The sequence below is a fragment of the Streptomyces sp. NPDC059037 genome (genome assembly GCF_042740015.1).
Classification (GTDB): domain Bacteria; phylum Actinomycetota; class Actinomycetes; order Streptomycetales; family Streptomycetaceae; genus Streptomyces.
The window spans coordinates 29,190-46,824 of sequence record NZ_JBHYIG010000015.1; the positions used below are offsets into that span (position 1 = coordinate 29,190).

At 71.8% G+C, this 17,635-nt stretch carries 17 protein-coding genes; 9 read left to right on the plus strand and 8 right to left on the minus strand.

Annotated features, from left to right (window positions below; translation table 11 throughout):
• Window positions 1–37: 37 nt before the first annotated feature.
• Both ACFWY6_RS05565 and ACFWY6_RS05570 read right to left on the minus strand, forming a co-directional pair.
• Entirely contained in the window at window positions 38–1,498 is a 1,461-nt protein-coding gene (locus ACFWY6_RS05565; RefSeq protein ID WP_384686673.1) for an aldehyde dehydrogenase family protein, read from the minus strand.
• Window positions 1,495–2,718, minus strand: a complete 1,224-nt coding sequence (locus ACFWY6_RS05570) for a M20 family metallopeptidase (protein ID WP_384686675.1) — start codon at window positions 2,716–2,718, stop codon at window positions 1,495–1,497. The genes ACFWY6_RS05565 and ACFWY6_RS05570 overlap by 4 nt, the downstream gene beginning before the upstream one ends.
• A 158-nt stretch (window positions 2,719–2,876) precedes the next feature.
• Here ACFWY6_RS05570 and ACFWY6_RS05575 point away from each other — a divergent pair, with 158 nt between their 5' ends.
• Complete coding sequence (locus tag ACFWY6_RS05575) at window positions 2,877–3,653, plus strand: FadR/GntR family transcriptional regulator (RefSeq protein ID WP_384686677.1); 777 nt, start codon at window positions 2,877–2,879, stop codon at window positions 3,651–3,653.
• Between the two features lie 11 nt (window positions 3,654–3,664).
• Here ACFWY6_RS05575 and ACFWY6_RS05580 read toward each other — a convergent pair whose 3' ends face one another.
• Window positions 3,665–4,195 carry a MarR family winged helix-turn-helix transcriptional regulator gene (locus tag ACFWY6_RS05580; protein ID WP_384686679.1) on the minus strand — a complete coding sequence of 177 codons (531 nt, stop codon included), beginning with the start codon at window positions 4,193–4,195 and terminating at the stop codon, window positions 3,665–3,667.
• A gap of 37 nt (window positions 4,196–4,232) precedes the next feature.
• A complete protein-coding gene (locus tag ACFWY6_RS05585) occupies window positions 4,233–5,939 on the minus strand; it encodes an FUSC family protein (protein WP_384686681.1) in 1,707 nt (568 codons plus the stop codon).
• Between the two features lie 152 nt (window positions 5,940–6,091).
• On the opposite strand from ACFWY6_RS05585, the gene ACFWY6_RS05590 reads away from it, so the two are divergent.
• The 4 genes from ACFWY6_RS05590 to ACFWY6_RS05605 all read left to right on the plus strand — a co-directional run bounded on the left by ACFWY6_RS05590 (window position 6,092) and on the right by ACFWY6_RS05605 (window position 9,735).
• Window positions 6,092–6,646, plus strand: coding sequence for a DUF5134 domain-containing protein (locus ACFWY6_RS05590; protein ID WP_384686730.1), 555 nt, complete (start codon window positions 6,092–6,094; stop codon window positions 6,644–6,646).
• A 98-nt stretch (window positions 6,647–6,744) separates the two neighbouring features.
• The gene (locus ACFWY6_RS05595; RefSeq protein ID WP_384686683.1) at window positions 6,745–7,680 is read left to right on the plus strand and encodes a M56 family metallopeptidase; all 936 of its coding nucleotides are present in this window, start codon (window positions 6,745–6,747) and stop codon (window positions 7,678–7,680) included.
• 100 nt (window positions 7,681–7,780) lie between these two features.
• Window positions 7,781–8,479, plus strand: coding sequence for a phosphatase PAP2 family protein (locus ACFWY6_RS05600; protein ID WP_384686685.1), 699 nt, complete (start codon window positions 7,781–7,783; stop codon window positions 8,477–8,479).
• 554 nt (window positions 8,480–9,033) lie between these two features.
• Entirely contained in the window at window positions 9,034–9,735 is a 702-nt protein-coding gene (locus ACFWY6_RS05605; protein ID WP_384686687.1) for an HAD family hydrolase, read from the plus strand.
• Between the two features lie 25 nt (window positions 9,736–9,760).
• On the opposite strand, the gene ACFWY6_RS05610 is transcribed toward ACFWY6_RS05605, so the two are convergent.
• Both ACFWY6_RS05610 and ACFWY6_RS05615 read right to left on the minus strand, forming a co-directional pair.
• Complete coding sequence (locus tag ACFWY6_RS05610) at window positions 9,761–10,099, minus strand: (4Fe-4S)-binding protein (protein WP_384686689.1); 339 nt, start codon at window positions 10,097–10,099, stop codon at window positions 9,761–9,763.
• A gap of 82 nt (window positions 10,100–10,181) precedes the next feature.
• Complete coding sequence (locus tag ACFWY6_RS05615; RefSeq protein WP_360771156.1) at window positions 10,182–10,427, minus strand: DUF2630 family protein; 246 nt, start codon at window positions 10,425–10,427, stop codon at window positions 10,182–10,184.
• A 192-nt stretch (window positions 10,428–10,619) separates the two neighbouring features.
• Here ACFWY6_RS05615 and ACFWY6_RS05620 point away from each other — a divergent pair, with 192 nt between their 5' ends.
• Entirely contained in the window at window positions 10,620–11,288 is a 669-nt protein-coding gene (locus ACFWY6_RS05620; protein WP_384686692.1) for a TetR/AcrR family transcriptional regulator, read from the plus strand.
• Here ACFWY6_RS05620 and ACFWY6_RS05625 read toward each other — a convergent pair.
• A complete protein-coding gene (locus ACFWY6_RS05625) occupies window positions 11,276–12,778 on the minus strand; it encodes an LVIVD repeat-containing protein (RefSeq protein WP_384686694.1) in 1,503 nt (500 codons plus the stop codon). The genes ACFWY6_RS05620 and ACFWY6_RS05625 overlap by 13 nt on opposite strands.
• Window positions 12,779–12,955: 177 nt before the next feature.
• Between ACFWY6_RS05625 and ACFWY6_RS05630 the strand changes: the two genes are divergently transcribed.
• Window positions 12,956–13,636 (plus strand): DUF305 domain-containing protein, encoded by a 681-nt coding sequence (locus ACFWY6_RS05630; RefSeq protein ID WP_384686696.1) that lies wholly within the window; start codon window positions 12,956–12,958, stop codon window positions 13,634–13,636.
• 180 nt (window positions 13,637–13,816) lie between these two features.
• Complete coding sequence (locus ACFWY6_RS05635) at window positions 13,817–15,472, plus strand: methyltransferase domain-containing protein (RefSeq protein ID WP_384686698.1); 1,656 nt, start codon at window positions 13,817–13,819, stop codon at window positions 15,470–15,472.
• 88 nt (window positions 15,473–15,560) lie between these two features.
• On the opposite strand, the gene ACFWY6_RS05640 is transcribed toward ACFWY6_RS05635, so the two are convergent.
• Complete coding sequence (locus ACFWY6_RS05640) at window positions 15,561–16,073, minus strand: DUF6214 family protein (protein ID WP_384686700.1); 513 nt, start codon at window positions 16,071–16,073, stop codon at window positions 15,561–15,563.
• Window positions 16,074–16,275: 202 nt separating this feature from the next.
• Between ACFWY6_RS05640 and ACFWY6_RS05645 the strand changes: the two genes are divergently transcribed.
• Window positions 16,276–17,625 (plus strand): FAD-dependent oxidoreductase, encoded by a 1,350-nt coding sequence (locus tag ACFWY6_RS05645; RefSeq protein WP_384686702.1) that lies wholly within the window; start codon window positions 16,276–16,278, stop codon window positions 17,623–17,625.
• The last annotated feature ends 10 nt before the right edge of the window (window positions 17,626–17,635 follow it).

The following is a 17,635-nucleotide window of genomic DNA, read 5'->3' on the forward strand; positions in this document are numbered from 1 at the left end:
GGCCGTCTGTGGCTGGTCGCGCAGTTCCCCGCGCCCCTTACGGGGCCCGGATGACAGCCATCCGCGTCACCGTCAACTCCTCAATCGCGAACCGCGGGCCCTCACGGCCGGTCCCCGAGTCCTTGACGCCGCCGTAGGGGGCGATGTCGCTGCGATAGCCGGGTACTTCGTTCACCACGACACCGCCGACCTCCAGCGACTCCACCGTCCGCAGCGCGGCCCGCAGATCGCGGGTGAAGACGGCGGCGTGCAGGCCGTAGCGGCTCGCGTTGACCACGTCGTACGCGGTGTCCAGGTCCGGCACCGTGCGCAGACAGACGACGGGGCCGAAGATCTCCTCGTCCCAGGCGGGTTCGCCGTCGGGGACGTCGGCGAGCAGGGTCGGGGCGACGCACCGGCCGTCCGGCGTGCGCTCCCCGCCCGCCAGCAGCCGGGCTCCGGCCGCACGCGCCCGCCCGACCCAGTCGAGCACCCGCTCCGTCGCCGCCCCGTCGATGAGCGCGGAGACGCGGGTGCCCGGTTCGCGCGGGTCGCCGACGGTCACCTCCGGGAGCCGCCGCGCCAGCTTCTTCTCGAACTCCCCGGCGACCGCGTCGACGACGATCACCCGCTGTACGGAGATGCAGGCCTGCCCTGATGCGTAGAAGCCGCCCCGCACCACCGCGTCGGCCGCGGCGTCGAGATCGGCGTCGGCGGCCACGACGAGCGCGGCGTTGGAGCCGAGTTCGAGGACCGTCTTGCGGGGCGCGGCGTCCCGCGCGATGCGGTGGCCGACGGCCGCCGACCCGGTGAAGGAGACCGCGGCGACCTCCGGGTGCGTGGTGAGCACGCGGCCGACCGCCACGTCCCCGGTGACGAGTTGTACCGCCCCGGCGGGCGCACCCGCCGCGATCAGCCGCTCACGTACGAGATGGACGAGCCGCAGGGTGGCGAGCGGTGTCGCGGGCGCCGGTTTGATGATCACCGGGCAGCCCGCCGCGAGCGCCGGGGCGATCTTGTGCGAGGCGAGCAGGACCGGGTAGTTGAAGCCCGCGATGCCGACGACGACGCCGACGGGCCGCCGGGTCCAGAAGCCGAACAGGCCTTCCCCGGACGCCTGGAGGTCCAACGGCACGGTCTCGCCGTGCAGATGGGCCACTTCGTCCGCCGCGGACTGCCAGGTCGCCACGGTCCGTGCCATCTCGACCCGGCAGTCGACCAGCGGTTTGCCGGTCTCCAGGACGAGCAGGCCGACCAGTTCCGTGGCCGCTTCGGCCAGTGCGTCGGCGACCCCGGCAAGCACCTGCCGCCGCACGCCCGCGGTCAGCCTCCCGACCTGTCCGCGGATCGCGGCGGCGTGCTCGACCGCCCGCGCCGCGAGCTCCGCGTCGCCGACGGGAGCCGTGCCGATCTCGCTGCCGTCGTACGGGAAGCGCACGGCCCGGTGTTCGGGCGCGGCCGCCGAGCCGTCGCCGACGGGCAGTCCGTCGGGGTGGGTCATCGAGCCGGGGTGGGTCATCGGGCGCCTCCGGTGAGGAAGGCGTGGGCCGCGGTGGCGTACACCCGGGTGTACTCGGCGATCTCCCGCACCTCCACGAACTCGTCCTTCTGGTGGGCGATCCACTTGCCGCCCGGTCCGTAGACGACCGTCGGCAGGCCCGCGTCGCGGGTGAGGATGGTGCCGTCCGTGGTGCCGGGCACGGCCCCGAAGGGCGGCGCGGCGCCGTGGACTTGGCGGTGCCCTTCGACCAGGGCGGTGACCACCGGGTGGTCATCGGGAAGCTCGATCGCGGGGCGGTCGTCGACGACGGTGAGGGTGACATCCACACCGGCCGTCGAAGCGGCCTCGGCTGCGAACTCCCTTACGCACTCGATGAGTTCGGCGTGATCCGTGCCGGGGACGGTGCGCACGTCGATGCCGACGATGCCGTGCGCGGGAATCACGTTGAGCTGGTCGGGGTCGCCGCCGTGCAGGACGGTCGGCGTGACCGTCACGCTGCCCGCGTGCGGGTGGGTTCCGTAGCGCTCCTCGGCCCAGGTCTGGACGCGGGCGAGCGCCTCGACGATCCGCGCCCCGGCGACGATCGGGCTCTTCGCCTCCTGCGGCATGCAGCCGTGTGCCATCACCCCGTCCAGGTCGAGGCGGAGCCGGATGCCGCCGCGGGCCGACGTGCACACCTCGTACCCCTCCGGCTCGCAGACGATGACACCGTCCACCTCGCGCGCCAGGGGCGTGCCGGCGAACGCCTTCGCGCCGAGCATCAGGCCTTCCTCGTCGCACAGCACGCCGATGACGATCCGGCCGGGGAAGGGCCCGGCGAGCTGCAGGGCGCGTACGCCGTAGATCATCGCGGCGACACCGGACTTCATGTCCGCCGAGCCGCGCCCCCAGAGCTTGCCGTCGCGGATCTCCGCACCGTAGGGATCGACGCTCCAGTCCGCGGGATCCCCCTCCGTGACGACGTCGATGTGCCCCTCGAACATCAGGGTCGGTCCTGCGCCGCCCCCGCCCTCGATCACGGCGACGGTGTTGGGCCGCCCCGGCGCGATCTCCACGACGTCGTACGTCCAGCCGAACGTGTCGAAGAGCCGGGCGACGAGTTCGGCGGCCGGCCGCTCGACCTCGGTGGCTCCGGTCGCGTTGACGGTGCGCAGCCGGACCAGGTCCTGGGTGAAGGCGACGGCGGCATCGGCATCGACGGCGGGCGTCGCGAGCGGCGTGCTTGAGCTGGCATGCATGGAACCTCCAAGTCGGCCGACCACAAGGCCAGTCGACTGGTCAGACCAGTTGAGTTCCCGTACTCTGCCTCCACGTTCAGGGCCGGGTCAACCATCAGATCTTGGTTTTACCGCGCCGACATCGCCTATCAGCTATGTACCGCGGAGGGGGCGGGCCGATGGCCGCCGACGACACCGACCTGTTCAAGACGGTCACACCGGTCCGCGCCTACCAGCGGGTGGCCGAGCAGATAGAGGAGCGGATTCTCGCCGGCGATCTGCCGCCCGGCTCCCGGCTTCCTGCCGAGCGCGAGCTGGTCAACCGGTTCGGTGTCGGCCGTTCCACGGTCCGTGAGGCGCTGCGCGTCCTGCAGTCGGCGGGCCTGATCCGCTCGCGCCCCGGCGATCCGCTCGGCGCGGAGGTCCTCGGCGTCTCTCCCGACAATCTCAGCCAGGCGCTCGGCCGGCTCACCCGTTCCAGCGTGTCGACCCTCGGCGAGCTGGTGCAGTTCCGCATGGTGCTCGACGCCGAGAGCAACCGTCTCGCGGCGCGGCTGCACGGCGAGGCGGACCTGGAGCGGATGCGCGAGCAGATCGCCCGTATGGAGTCACTCAGCGGCGGCCCGGCGTCCCTGCACGCGTTCAGCGAGGCCGACGCGCTCTTCCACCGGGCGATCGCCGAGGCGAGCGGCAACTCGCTGCTCGGCCTGTGCGCGCGGGCCGTGCACGAGGCGGTCGTCGAGGTCATCGAGAAGAAGATCGCGGGCGTGTCGGACACGGCGGCCTGGATGGAACGCTCCATCGCCCATCACCGCGAGGTCCTCGCGGCCATCGCGGCGGGCGACGGCCCCCTCGCCGCGCGCCTGGGCCGGTCGGCGCTGCACGAGTACTACGCCGAGCATGTGGAGCCGGAGACACGGGAGTTGCTGGCGGCGTCGGTGGAGGACGCGCCCTAGCCGGATCGTCGTCACCCCCGCGACAGGCCCAGACGCCCTTCGAGCTGGGCGAGCAACTCGCCCAGGAGTCCGCTCAGTTGCCCCTGCCCGTCCGCGTCGAGCCCGGCCAGGACCACCGTCTCGTACGCGAGCTGATCGGGCAGGATCGCGTCGACCAGGTCCCTTCCCTCATCGGTCAGGCGTACGTGGGAGACCCTGCGGTCCCGGCTGTCGACGCGCCGGTCGACCAGGTCGCGCTCCTGGAGCTGCTTGAGGCGCTTGGTGACGGCGGCTCCCGAGGAGAAGGTCTCGCGGGCGAGTTCGCCGGGGGTCAGTTCGTGGCCGGTGCGGCGCAGGGCGCCCAGGAGGTCGAACTCGGGGCGGGTCAGGCCCACCCGGCGCAGCGGGGCGTCCTCGGCCTGCTGGAGGAGGGCCGCGCAGCGGTTGATGCGGCCGATGACCTCCATCGGTGCCGTGTCGATGTCCGGCCGCACCGCCTGCCACTGGCGCACCACTGCGGCGACGGTGTCGCCCGCCGCGCCAGGACCGCTCCCGTTCGTCATGCTCCCGTGCCCTCGCCGTTCCTTCTCGCCCCGGCCGTCACGACCGGCCCGCTCCTACGCTCTCGGCGCCGCTTCCCGTGCCGCGCACGGCCGACGACGCTGCCGCGAGCGTACGGTGTCCGGCCTGCTCGGCGACGAGCACCCGCTGCCGCGGCAGGGCGCGCTGCCACCATTCGCCCGCGGCCGCGTCGTCGGCCGTGCGGAGCTCGACCAGGGCCGCGGTGAGGCGGCGGCGGTCCTGCCGCAGGGCGCCGGGCGTGGGCGACGGGGCGGCGAGGGTCCGCTCGGCGTGGGCGCGGGCGCGGTCCGTGGCGTCGATGGCCAGCTCGATGTGGTCGGCGGCGCGGCGGTTGGTGACCAGGATCGCCGCGACGATGCCGAGGACGGCGCCGACCAGCGTGTCGACGATCCGGTCGAGGATCAGACCGCCGGGCTCCTGGAAGCGTACGAACTCCGTCACCAGAAGCGCCATCGGCGTCACGCACACGCTGCCGAGCCAGTAGTTGCGGGTGATCAGCGCCTCCGCGCCGAAGGCGAGCGCGAGAGAGCAGACGATGAGCGCGGCGTGCCCGAGGTGGGCCACCGGCACGATCGCGGCGAAGGCGAGCACGCCGACGAGGTTGCCGACCACCCGCTGCACGCCCCTGCTCCAGGTGAGCGTGACGTTGGCCTGGTAGAGCGAGGCGGCGGTGACCAGCGCCCAGTACGGGCGGCCGATGCCGAGGGCCAGGGACGCGTACCCCGCGAGCGCGCAGCCGACGGCGGTGCGCAGCGCGATGGGCAGCAGCGGCGATCCGGGCGCGAGGCGGCGCCACAGCGGGCTCTTCGCGGGCTCCGCCGCCAACTCGGCCTCCAGGCCCTGCAGTTCGGCGTCGGCGTCTGGTCGTACGTGATCGGGGAGCGGGACGGCTCCGGTGCCGCGCAGTCCTGCCGCCCAGGAGCGCAGCCGTGCGGGATCCGCAGCCGAGGGCGCCGCAAGGGCCTCCTCGGCCTGGATCACCAGGAGTTCGAGGGCGCGGCGCGGCCGCGTGCGGGCGCCGGTGGCGAGCAGCGACTGCCAGGCGGCGTGGATCGCGGCGGCCGCGCCCGCGCGGGCGCGCACCCGGCCGGGGCCCGCGGCTTCGGCGTACGCGGCGGCGGCGTGCAGGGCGTGGGCGGTGGCCCGCCGTTCGGGGCCGTGCGGGCGCAGCAGGGCGGGGGCCATGCCGACCAGCCAGGCCACGGCGCCCGCCGCGAGGGTCAGCGCGAGGTGGCCGGGGACCTGCGCCAGGTGCTGCGGCGCGAAGAGGGTGGCCGAGCTGATGAAGGTGAAGATGAGGTGGCCTGGCGGGCCGATGCGGGTCGCGTCGCAGAGCGTCTTCTGGGCGGCGGCGAGCAGCGCGCCCACGGCCACCAGGACGGCCGCCGACGAGGTGAGCGAGGCGGTGATCATGGCGATGCCGACGCTCGCGAGCATGCCGGCGACGACCCCGGCGAGGGCTCGGGCGCGGGCGGCGTACGGGAGGTTGTGCGCGTAGAGGGCGCAGAACGATCCGGCCATCGTGTACATCACGAGGTCGAGCCGGCCGAGCGCGAGGAGCGTCAGATTCGGTGTCGCGGTGGCGACGACCACGCTCGACGCGGGCTTGAACCAGATGTCGGAGGGCTTGGCCAGGCGCAGCACACCTGCCAGCGGGAGCCGGCGGGCGGTGGACAGGAGCGGGGGTCGGGAAGGGCGGGCCTCGGGGGGTGGTGTGCTGCTCATACGGAGAACATTAGCAAGTGTTTTACCTGGAAAACATCTCGCGCTCCGCCCCCGCCGCGCTCCCGGCGTACCCCCGTGCGCTCGCATACGACTCCCCCGGCCCGGGCATCGACCCGACGACGGCTTCGATCGGTCGATCGGGGAGGTGCACGGTGCACGGACCGGTGCAGGCCGGCTGGCTGCTCGTCGCGCTGTGCGCGGCGACGGGGTCCTACTGTCTGCTGCGCCTGCGCAGCAGGATCGAGGAACAGCGCCGCACCGCGGGCGGCGAGGCGCTCATGGGCTTCGGGATGGCGGCGATGGCCGTGCCCGCCGCCGTACTGACCCCGCCGCGCTGGACCTGGCCGGTCTACGCGGCGGTGTTCGGCGCCGCCGCGCTGCGCGCGCTGTGGGCGGCCCGGCGCGATCCGCATCACCTGCACCACCTGGTCGGCGCGGGCACCATGGTCTACATGGCGCTGGCCATGACCGCGACGCCCGCGGCACACGCGGGCCACGGCGGCGGTGGCACCCCCGTCCTCACCGGCACGCTGCTGCTCTACTTCGCGGGGTACGTCCTCTGGTCGGGGGTGCGCCTGCTGCCCGTGCGGACGCTCGCGGCAGAGGGGGGCGGCACCGTCATCGGGTGGGCCGACCGCCCTGAGCTGGCGATGGTGTGCCGCCTGTCCATGGGCATCGCCATGCTCGCGATGCTGCTCACCCTGTAGCCGATCCCCTTGCGGCCAATCCCCGGCGGGACGTGGCGTGCGTCACTTGAGGCGGCCGGCCATACCGTCCGGTAGCGCCGCCCTCATAGGGTTGACACATGTTGCTCCCCGTTGCGCTGTTGCTGCTGGGCGCCCTCACCGCCGTCATCGCCCCGCGCCTTCTCGCACGGGCCGACTGGCCGGAGCGCGAGCCGATCGTCGCGCTGTGGGCGTGGCAGTGCGTCGTTGCGGGTGTGCTGCTCTGCTGCGGCCTGTCGATGGTCCTGAGCGCCGCCGCCGCGTGGCAGGCCGTGCGGGGCCATGTCTTCGCCCCCGCTCCGAACGACGTGGTGGAGGCCTACGCGCTGGGGGCGGGCGGTTCCTGGGCGCCGGCGACGGCCGTGACGCTGGCCCTCGGCGGCGTATGGACCGCGGCGATGCTGACCCGGGAGATCGCGCGGGCCCGCGCCCGGCGCCGCAAGCGGCGTACGGAACTGCTGCTGCGCGCCCCGCTGCTGCCCGGCGAGGAGCCCGGCGCGGACCGTCTCGTGGTCCTGGAGGGCGAGCGCCCCGACGCCTGGTGGCTGCCGGACACCGCTCCCCAACTGGTCATCACCACCGCGGCGTTGCGCCGTCTGAAGGGGCGTCAGCTCGATGCCGTGCTCGCCCATGAGCAGGGCCACGCGCAGGCCAGGCACGACTGGCTCCTGCACTGCTCGGGCGCGCTGGCCGTCGGCTTCCCGCAGGTGCCGGTCTTCGCCGCGTTCCGGGACGAGATGCACCGCCTGGTGGAACTGGCCGCCGACGACGTGGCATCACGCCGCTTCGGCCGCCTGACGATCGCCCTCGCCCTGGTCGAACTCAACGAGGACCGGGGCGTGTTCGGCCCCTGCCCGACCCCGCAGGCGCATGTGCCGCAGCGCGTGCACCGGCTGCTCTCCGCCCGCCCGCGCCTCACCCCGGCCCGCAGGCTCCGCCTCACGGCTGCGGCGGCGCTGGTGCCGGTGGTTCCCCTCCTGGTGACGTTCGTGCCGGGGCTGCGCGCGCTGGGCTGAGCGGATCGCGCGGCGCCTGGCCGAGCGCGGCTGACCGGTTCGCGTGGCGCGCCGCACCTCGGGATGGCCGCGGGCGCCGCCGGTCGGCGAGGATCACCCCATGCACCCCGCCGCACCCCTCGCCCCGCCGCCCCGCCCGCCCCGTCCCCCCGGTGCCGGCGCCGCACTCGTGGCCGCGCTGCTGTGCGTCCCCTCGGTCCTGCTGCTGCTCCTGGTCGAGCTGGAGTGGCGCCCGCTGATGGACCTCGACGGCGACATCGCGCGCACCACGCACCGCTGGGCCGTCGCGCACGACGACCTCACGCACGCCAGCCGCATCCTGACCGACTGGGTGTGGGACCCGTGGACGATGCGCGCGCTGTGCACCGTGACGGTGGTGTGGCTCGCGTTCCGCAGCGCGTGGTGGCTCGCGCTGTGGATCGCGGCCACGTGCGCGGTGGGCACGGTGGTGCAGCAGGGGCTGAAGGCGGCGGTCGACCGGCCGCGCCCGTCCTGGCCGGACCCGGTGGACTCCGCCCAGTACGCGGCCTTCCCCTCGGGTCACGCCATGACGGCGACGGTGGTCTGCGGACTGCTCCTGTGGCTCCTTCGCGTGTACGGCGTGGGCCCCGCCGCCTGGCGCACGGGGCTTGCGCTGGCCGTGGTCTCCGTCGTCGGGGTCGGCCTGACGCGGATCTGGAACGGCGTGCACTGGCCGTCGGACGTCGTCGGCGGCTGGCTGCTCGGCGCGCTGATGGTGGCCGTGGCGGTGGCGACGTACACGTACTGGCAGGGTTCACGGGCCGAGGGCGAGACGTGACACCCTCACGGGCGACGCCACTTGAGCCCCACCGGCCCCCGCCCCTGCGACCCCGCAACGCGGCACCCGCGCGACACCCCTGGCCCCCCTCCACACACACGCACCGGAGGGCACACGGACCGACAACCAGACGCAACACCCGCACAAACGACACCACTTGAGCCGCAGCGGCCCCCACCCCCGCGAACCGCAGCACGACACCCACGCGACACCCCGACCCCTCCACGCACACGCACACGCACCGAAGGGCCACACGGACCAATAACCAGACGCAACACCCGCACAAGCAACACCACTTGAGCCCGACCGGCCCCCACCCCAGCGACCCGCAGCACGACACCCCCGCCCCCCCCACGCACACGCACACGCACACGCACCGGAGGGGCACACGGGCCGACAAGCAGACGCAACACCCGCACGGACGACGGCACTTGCACAACCTCCCAGCCCGCTCCCCCACCGAATCAGCCCAGCAGCAGCCCGGCGTCCCGGCGAATTTCCCTCCGGACAACGGAACTTGACCACCGGTCGGCCGTTCCCGGAGGATCCTTCCCATGACGATCAAGGGCGCACTCTTCGACTTCTCGGGGACGCTGTTCCGCGTCGAGTCCACCGGGGCCTGGCTGCGCGCTGTGCTGCGGGAGGCCCGGATGGCCCTTCCCGAGGCCGAGGTCGAGCGCTGTGCGGCCGATCTGGAGCGAGCGGGAGCGCTGCCGGGCGGGGCGAGTCCCGCCGCCGTGCCCGCGCACCTGACCGAGCTGTGGGCCTTGCGCGACCGCAGCGCCGACCGGCACCGCGCCGCGTACACGGGCCTGTCCCGCGAGGTCACGCTCCCCGATCCGCGGCTGCACGACGCGCTCTACGACCGCCACATGACACCGGAGGCCTGGCGCCCCTACGCCGACGCGGTGGAGGTGCTCGCCGGGCTGCGCTCGCGGGGCGTCCGCGTCGCCGTGGTCAGCAACATCGGCTGGGATCTGCGGCCCGTCGTCCGCGCCCACGGCCTCGGCCGCTACGTCGACGCGTACGCCCTGTCGTACGAACACGACGTCCAGAAGCCCGACCCGCGCCTGTTCGCCCACGCCCTGGAGACACTCGGCGTCGATCCGTCGGACGCCCTGATGGTCGGCGACGACCGGCACGCGGACGGCGGCGCGGCGGCGCTCGGCTGCGCGGTGCACTTCGTGGACCATCTGCCGGTGGACCGGCGCCCGGACGGACTGCGCCCGGTCCTCGACCTCGTCGACCAGGCCTGAGGCAGCCGGGGTGCCGTCTCGCCCACTACGCCTTGCAGGACCCGGAGAGGTCACAGTACGGCTGGTTCCCGCTCGCTCCGCAGCCGCACAGCATCACGCGCGTCTCGGGCACGGTCGTGGGGACGTCCGGCCGCTCCGTCGTGCCGTCGGCAAGTCGATACTGGAGTGCCCCGGAGGGGCAGCGGCGCACCACCTCGGCGACCTCGTCCGCGGGGGCCGCGTCGGGGGAGATCCAGGGGCGGCGCCCGGTGTCGAAGACCTGCGGAAGCCCGCGTACGCACTCCGCGGCGTGCAGACACCGCCGCGCGTCGAAGGTGACGGTGATCAGATCGCCGCGGTACGGCTTTCCTCGTTCGGCGCCCATGCCGGCTCCTCGGCGTGCGTCCGGTGGATGACCGTGTGGATGGCCGTCTGTATGGCCGCGTGGATGACCACGTACACGACCGCTAGGACTGATAGCCCTCGACCTCGGCGGTCGGCCGGACCCGCGCCTCGTTCGGGTTCTCGCCGAACTCGGCCTTCGCGCGCCGCTGCCGCAGCAGGTCCCAGCACTGGTCGAGCTCGCGCTCGAGCACCGCGAGCCGCGCGCGTTCCGTCGCCTCGTCGATCGCTCCGGACGCCAGGGAGTCCCGCAGCGTCCGCTCGTCGTCGACCATCGACGAGATCCGGGACAGAATCTGCTCTTGATCCATCTCAGTACGCCTCCTCGGCCCCCCGGCCCACTGTAAGGAGGGTTCGGCCGATCGGCACCTGTGAGCAGGCAACACTCCCCCGCGGTGTTGCCTGCCCCAGGTCGCACCGGACCATGACAGGCCCACTGGGGGTCTTGGCCCGGGACGCACTGAGTATATTGGCTCGGAGCCAGTCAACGCAGGAGTTACAGGATGTCCCCGCGTAGCCCATCGGTCAATGAAGAGTTGCGAAGGCGTTCTCGGGAGCGGCTCCTGCAGGCGACGGTCGAGCTGGTGGGCGAGCGCGGCTACGAGGCGACGACCCTCGCCGACATCGCGGACCGCGCCGGATCGGCGCGCGGACTGGTGTCGTACTACTTCCCCGGAAAGCGGCAGCTGCTGCAGTCGGCGGTGCACCGCCTGATGCACCGCACCCTGGAGGCCGCGCTCGAACGCGAGCCGCGCACCACGGACGGGGACGAGCTGCTCGCCCGCGCCATCGACGCGATCCTGGGCCTGGCCCGGGACCAGCCCGTCCTGATGCGCACGCACATGGCGGGCATCCTGCAGGCGGAGGGTTTCGTGCGCTGCCCGGAGCAGCAGCGCCTCGCCGAGCTGCTCCGCGACACCGTCGTACGGCATGGCTCGCCCGACGTGGACACCGACTATCCGCTGCTGCGCGCGCTGCTGATGGGCGCGGTCTTCGCGGTGCTGCTGCCTGGGGCGCCGATGCCGGCGTCCGCGCTGCGGGCCGAGCTGTTCCAGCGGTACGGCCTTGCCTGGGAGCTGGGGGTCCCGCCGGGCGATGAGCCGCCCGGGGGGACACATGCGCGGGTCGAGGATCAGACCGCGCAGGCGACGCGGTCCGCTCAGTCGAAGTAGTCCGGCTGGGTCTGGACGTTGAGCTCACGGAGCCGGACCCGCTCAGCCGGGTCGGTCCGCTTGTCGTCGATCTTCAGGACGTCGAAGCCCTTGGCCATGTCGTTGGAGTAGACATAGCCGTTGTAGTAGTACGCCGACCAGGAGCCGCCGGTGACGAGCGTGTCGGCGCTGAGCGGACCGCGCTCGAAGTAGCCGATCTCCTTCGGCTTCGAGGAGTCGGTGAAGTCCCAGACGGAGACGCCGCCCTGGTACCAGGCCTGGACCATCAGGTCCTTGCCCTTGACCGGGATCACCGAGCCGTTGTGCGCCACGCAGTTCTCCGTGGCGGCCTGGTGGCGCGGGATCTTGAAGTAGCTCTTGAAGACCAGCTTGCGCTTGTCGCCCTTGCCGGTGATGTCGTAGATGCCGTCGGCGCCGCGGTTCGGACCGGTGGCCTCGTCGCAGGTGGCGGCACCGCCGCCGCCCAACTCATCGGTGAAGACGACCTTGTTCGCCTTCTGGTTGAAGGTCGCCGAGTGCCAGAACGCGAAGTTCACGTTGTCCTGCACCTGGTCGATGACCTTCGGGTGCTCCGGGTCCTTGATGGAGAACAGGATCCCGTCGCCCATGCAGGCGCCTGCCGCGAGGTCCTCGGAGGGCAGCACGGTGATGTCGTGGCAGCCGGTGGTCTTGGAGACACCGGGGTTGGTGGGTCCGCCGGGGTTGCCGCCGCCGTCGGGGCCTTCACCAGGGAAGAGCACCGGGAAGTCGACGACCGCCGCCTTCTGCGGTGCGGCGCGCGGCACCTTGATGACGGAGATGCCGTCGTGCGGCGGCTGGCAGTCGGGGAACGTCGCGCTCGGGGAGTACGAGGAGACGTACACGTAGACGTTCTTCTTCTCCGGCACCAGGGTGTGCGTGTGCGAGCCGCAGGCGGTCTCGACGGCCGAGACGTACTTCGGGTTCGCCTTGTCGCTGATGTCGAAAACCTTCATGCCCTCCCACGAGGACTTCTCGGTCGCGGGCTGCGTGGTGCTGTTGCAGGAGTTGTCGCTGCGCGAGGAGTCGGTGGAGAGGAAGAGCAGGTTGCCGGAGACCGAGACGTCGTTCTGCGATCCCGGGCACAGGACCTGGGACACGGTCCGCGGCTTCTTCGGGTTGCTGATGTCGAAGATGCGGAAGCCGTCGTAGTTGCCGGCGAAGGCGTACTTCCCCTGGAAGGCGAGGTCCGAGTTGGTGCCCGGCAGCACGTCCTTGGGGATGTTGGCCAGATGTTTGATGTTGTCGGAGTGCACGATCTCGTCGGGCGCCGGTATCTCGCCGCTCTTGATCGCTTCCTTCGCTTCGGCGCGATCGCTCTTCGACACGCTCTTGGGGGCGGCGGGCGAGTCTCCCGGATCGGGGGTCGCGCCGGCCGGCGCCGCTGTGAACAGCGTGGCCAGCAGGCCTACCGCGGCCGCGCCAACGCCGAAGCGTCTGCGCCGTGTTCGGGGGTTGTTCAACAGGGTCACTGCGTCCTCCCTAGTCGCCGTTCACAGTTGAACGGTTCACGGACACCACGCAGTATCGTGCTCATCATGCACAGATCAACAGATGGCAACGTACCTGTAATGAAAGTTTTTGATCACTCACGCGCGTAAGCGTGCTAGGACGGTCCCCAACTCCCCCGCGCGCCACAGGAGGCAGCCGTGCTCAACCGTCGTACGCCCGCCACAGCCATGTTCCTCACGGCCGCCGTCACGGCAGCCGCCCTCGCACTCGGCGCCTGCACGTCCGACTCCGACTCCGCCGACGGGTCAGCTTCCGGCAAGAAGGCGGCTCCAGGCCCTTCGGTGATCGCTCCGGGCAAACCGGGTGAGAAGGCCGCGACCATGTCCGCCGAGGACGCCGCCAAGCAGAGATCCGACGACGACACGCCCAACTCGGCGGATTTCAGCTACACCCAGATGATGATCACGCACCACGCGCAGGCCCTCGAGATGACCGAACTCGCCCCGGACCGGGCCAAGTCCGCGAAGGTGAAGCGTCTCGCGGACCGCATCACGGCCGCGCAGCGCCCGGAGATCGGCGCGATGAAGGGCTGGCTGAAGAACCACGGCGGCGCGAAGAAGAAGCAGGAGCAGCACGGGCACGGCGACCACGGAACGATGCCGGGGATGGCGACGGAGGCGCAGCTGAAGCAGTTGCGCGCCGCGAAGGGCAAGGCGTTCGACGAACTCTTCCTGAAGCTGATGATCACTCACCACAGCGGTGCGGTCACCATGGCGACGGATGTGCTGTCCGACGGCAACAACATCCTGGTCGAGGAGATGGCGAACGATGTGATCGCGCAGCAGACGGCGGAGATCGGGCGGATGCGGGAGATGTGAGGACTCCGCAACGTGCGCCATGTATACGGCAGTTGGAGGAATGAAGCCTTCGATGGTGGATAGCGATGCTCTCAACACCTCGACCTGAGTCACCCCGGACACACCCGGGCTGGCCGGTCACTGCCCGAACACGAGGCGCATAAGAGCGGAATCCCCACAATTGAAGGGTTCTCCATCATCGTGCAACCGGCCCAAGAGTTCGGCGACAACCCTGTCGAAGTACGAGAAACCGGGCACTACACGGAGGAATACGTACCCAGCTTCGTCGAGAAGTGGGACTCACTCATAGATTGGGAGAAGCGGGCGGAGAGCGAGGGGACGTTCTTCATCGACCTGCTGCGCAAGCGGGGCGTGCGAAGCGTCCTCGACGTCGCCACAGGCACCGGATTCCACTCGGTGCGCCTGCTCGCCACCGGATTCGAGACCGTCAGCGCCGACGGAAGCGCCGAGATGCTGTCCATGGCCTTCGCGAACGGCATGCAGAAGGGCGGCCACATCATGCGGGTCGTCCAGGCCGACTGGCGCTGGCTCAACCGCGATGTGCACGGCGAATACGACGCCATCGTCTGCCTCGGCAACTCCTTCACGCATCTGTTCTCGGAGCGCGACCGCCGCAAGGCGCTCGCCGAGTTCTACGCGATGCTCAAGCACGACGGCATCCTGGTCCTCGACCAGCGCAACTACGACGCGATCCTGGACGACGGCTACACCAGCAAGCACAGGTACTACTACTGCGGCGAAGACGTCGCGGTGGAGCCGGAATACGTCGACGAGGGGCTGTGCCGCATGCGGTACCGGTTCCCGGACGACTCCGTGTACCACCTCAACATGTTCCCGCTGCGCAAGGAGTACACCAGGAAGCTCATGACGGACGTGGGCTTCCAGCGGGTGGAGACGTACGGAGACTTCCAGCACACGTACCGCGGCGAGCAGCCGGACTTCTTCGTGCATGTGGCGGAGAAGGAATACCGGACGGAGAGCGAGCAGAACAGCCGCTACACCGGTGCGGTCGGCACCGCCCGCAGCTACTACAACTCACACGACGCGGACACCTTCTACGCCAAGGTGTGGGGCGGCGAGGACATCCACATCGGCCTCTACGAAAATCCGGGCGAACCGATCGCGGACGCCAGCCGTCGCACGGTCCGGCGGATGGCGGGCAAACTGCCTCTGACCGGGGAGTCGGTGGTCCTCGACCTCGGCTCGGGCTTCGGCGGCTCGGCCCGTCAGCTGGCCGGGGGGCACGGCTGCCGGGTGATCGCGCTGAACCTGAGCGAGGTCGAGAACCAGCGCCACAAGGAGCTGAACGCGGGCCGCGGCCTGACCGACCGCATCGACGTCGTGGACGGCTCCTTCGAGGACATCCCGTACGGCGACGGGCAGGTCGATGTCGTCTGGTCCCAGGACGCCTTCCTGCACAGCGGAAACCGCGTCAGGGTCCTGGAGGAGATCGCCCGGGTGCTCCGGCCCGGCGGCCACCTGATCTTCACCGACCCGATGGCCGCGGACGACTGCCCGGCGGGTGTGCTCCAGCCGATCCTCGACCGTATCCACCTGGACGACATGGGCTCCCCCGGCTTCTACCGGCGCGAACTGTCCAGGCTCGGCTTCACCCCGGCCGACGGCACGGACGGAGGCTTCGAGGAGCACGCCGAACAGCTCACCACGCACTACGCACGCGTACTTGAGGAGACGGCGCGGCAGGAGGCGGACGGTCTGGCCCGGCAGATCAGCCACGACTATCTGGCCCAGATGAAGAAGGGCCTCGGCCACTGGATCGACGGGGGCCGACAGGGGCACCTGACGTGGGGCATCTTCCACTTCGTGCGCGGCTGAGCGGTGCCTTCGCGCGGCGGTCGAGGCGGCAGCGCCACGTCCGGCCGCCGCGCGTGTCCGGGGCGTTCCTTGTTCGTTGCGGAAGTCCCTAGGGGCGGTTGTGGCGTGGCGGCAGGAAGCCCGCGTCGCGAGCGGCCGCGACGAGCTTGAGCGATCTGCGGCGGCTGCGCCCGGTCTCGCTCATCACGGCGAGCACCGGATCCCGCCCCTCGCCCTGCGCCGCCCGATAGGCCTCGGCCACCAGCCTGCGCCCTTCGCGTCCGCGCGGCCACGAGGGGCGGGCGCGATGCCGGGCGGGCGCGCCCGCGCAGGCGGCGGGGTCGGCGGACGGGGCGTTGTCACTCCAGTGGCCGGTTTCACTCCAGTGGCCGGTCACGGCGGGACCGGCGCGGCCCTCCGCCGGGGCCGGTGGCCCGGCGCTCAGGTCGCCAAGGGTGATCCGCCCCTCCGACACCACGGCCCGCGCGTCCACGACGGCGCCGTCCGCGAAGGTCAGCCGCACATGGAACCAGGGAGGGAGGGGCAGCGGGCCGTCATCGGCCCCGCCCGCCTCGTTCAGTCGACAGTGATCAGATACGTCAACAAAGGAACTCTCCGACACATACGTAAGGTAGCCGTGCGATCTCATTAGGTCACGAACGGCACGCTCGCGGTACAGCTCGCGGTGCGGCTCGCGGTGCGGCTCGCGGCCCAAACCCACCCGCCTCCAGGACTGCCGCACGCGCACCGCCCCTCCCCCTTCCCGCTACGGAGTGCGATGCTGAAGTCATCCCCCGAGGCCGCCTCGCGGAAGGAGCACCGCCGTGCTGCGTGTCGCCGTCGTCGGATCGGGCCCGAGCGGGGTCTACACCGCGCAGACCCTCGTCCAGCAGGACCGGCTGCCCGGGGTGCACGTGGACGTCCTCGACCGGCTGCCCTGCCCGTACGGCCTCGTCCGCTACGGCGTGGCTCCCGACCACGAGAAGATCAAGTCCCTTCAGAACAACCTGCGTACGGTCCTTGAGCACGACCATGTCCGCTTCCTCGGCGGCATCGAGATCGGCCCCGGCGGCCTGCCTCCCGCCCGGCTGCTCGACCTCTACCACGCGGTCGTGTACTGCGTGGGCGCGGCGGCCGACCGCCACCTCGGAGTGCCGGGCGAGGATCTGCCCGGGAGTTACTCGGCGACCGAGTTCGTGTCCTGGTACAGCGCCCATCCGGACGCGCAGGCCGACGGTTTCGTACGGGGCGTGGAGTCGGCGGTCGTCATCGGCGTCGGGAACGTGGCGGTGGACGTCGCCCGGATGCTGGCGCGCGGCGTGGACGAGCTGCGGCCCACCGACATGCCGCAGGCGGCGCTCGGCGCGCTGGCCGAGAGCCAGGTCCGCGAGGTGCACATGGTGGGGCGGCGCGGCCCTTCGCAGGCCCGCTTCACCACCAAGGAGCTGCGTGAGCTCGGCTCGCTGCCGGACACCGAAGTCGTCGTGGATCCGACGGAGTTGGCGCTCGATCCGGCGTACGCCGACACGGCGGGGCTGCCCGCGGCGGTCCGCCGCAACATCGAGGTGATGCACGGCTGGGCGGAGCGTCCGCTCCTCGGCCTGCCCCGGCGCATCCGGCTCCGCTTCTTCCTGCGCCCCGTGGCCGTGACGGAGGCGGCGGGGCGCGTCGGCGGGGTGCGCTTCGAGCGGACGCTGCCGGACGGGCGGGGCGGGGTGACGGGTTCGGGGCGGTACGAGGACATCGCGGGGCAGCTGGTGCTGCGCTCGGTCGGCTATCGCGGGGTGCCCATCGACGGGCTTCCGTTCGACCCGGAGCGGGGCACGGTGCCGCACACGGCGGGGCGGGTGCTGCGCGCGGGCGCGGCGTCACCGGGTGAGTACGTGGCGGGCTGGATCAAGCGCGGCCCGACCGGCGTCATCGGGACCAACCGCCCCTGCGCCAAGGAGACGGTGCTCTCCCTGCTCGACGACGCCCCCGACCTCGTACGCAAGGACGTGCCGGACGACCCGCTGACCGCGCTCCGTGACGCGGGGTTCCGGCCCGTCGAGTGGTCGGGCTGGCAGGCGATCGAGCGGGCCGAGGCGGAACTGGGCACGTCGCTCGGCCGCGGCCCGGTGAAGATCCCGGACTGGCCGGGACTCTGGACGGCCGCGTCGCGCGGCGCGGCCTGACCTGCGGTGC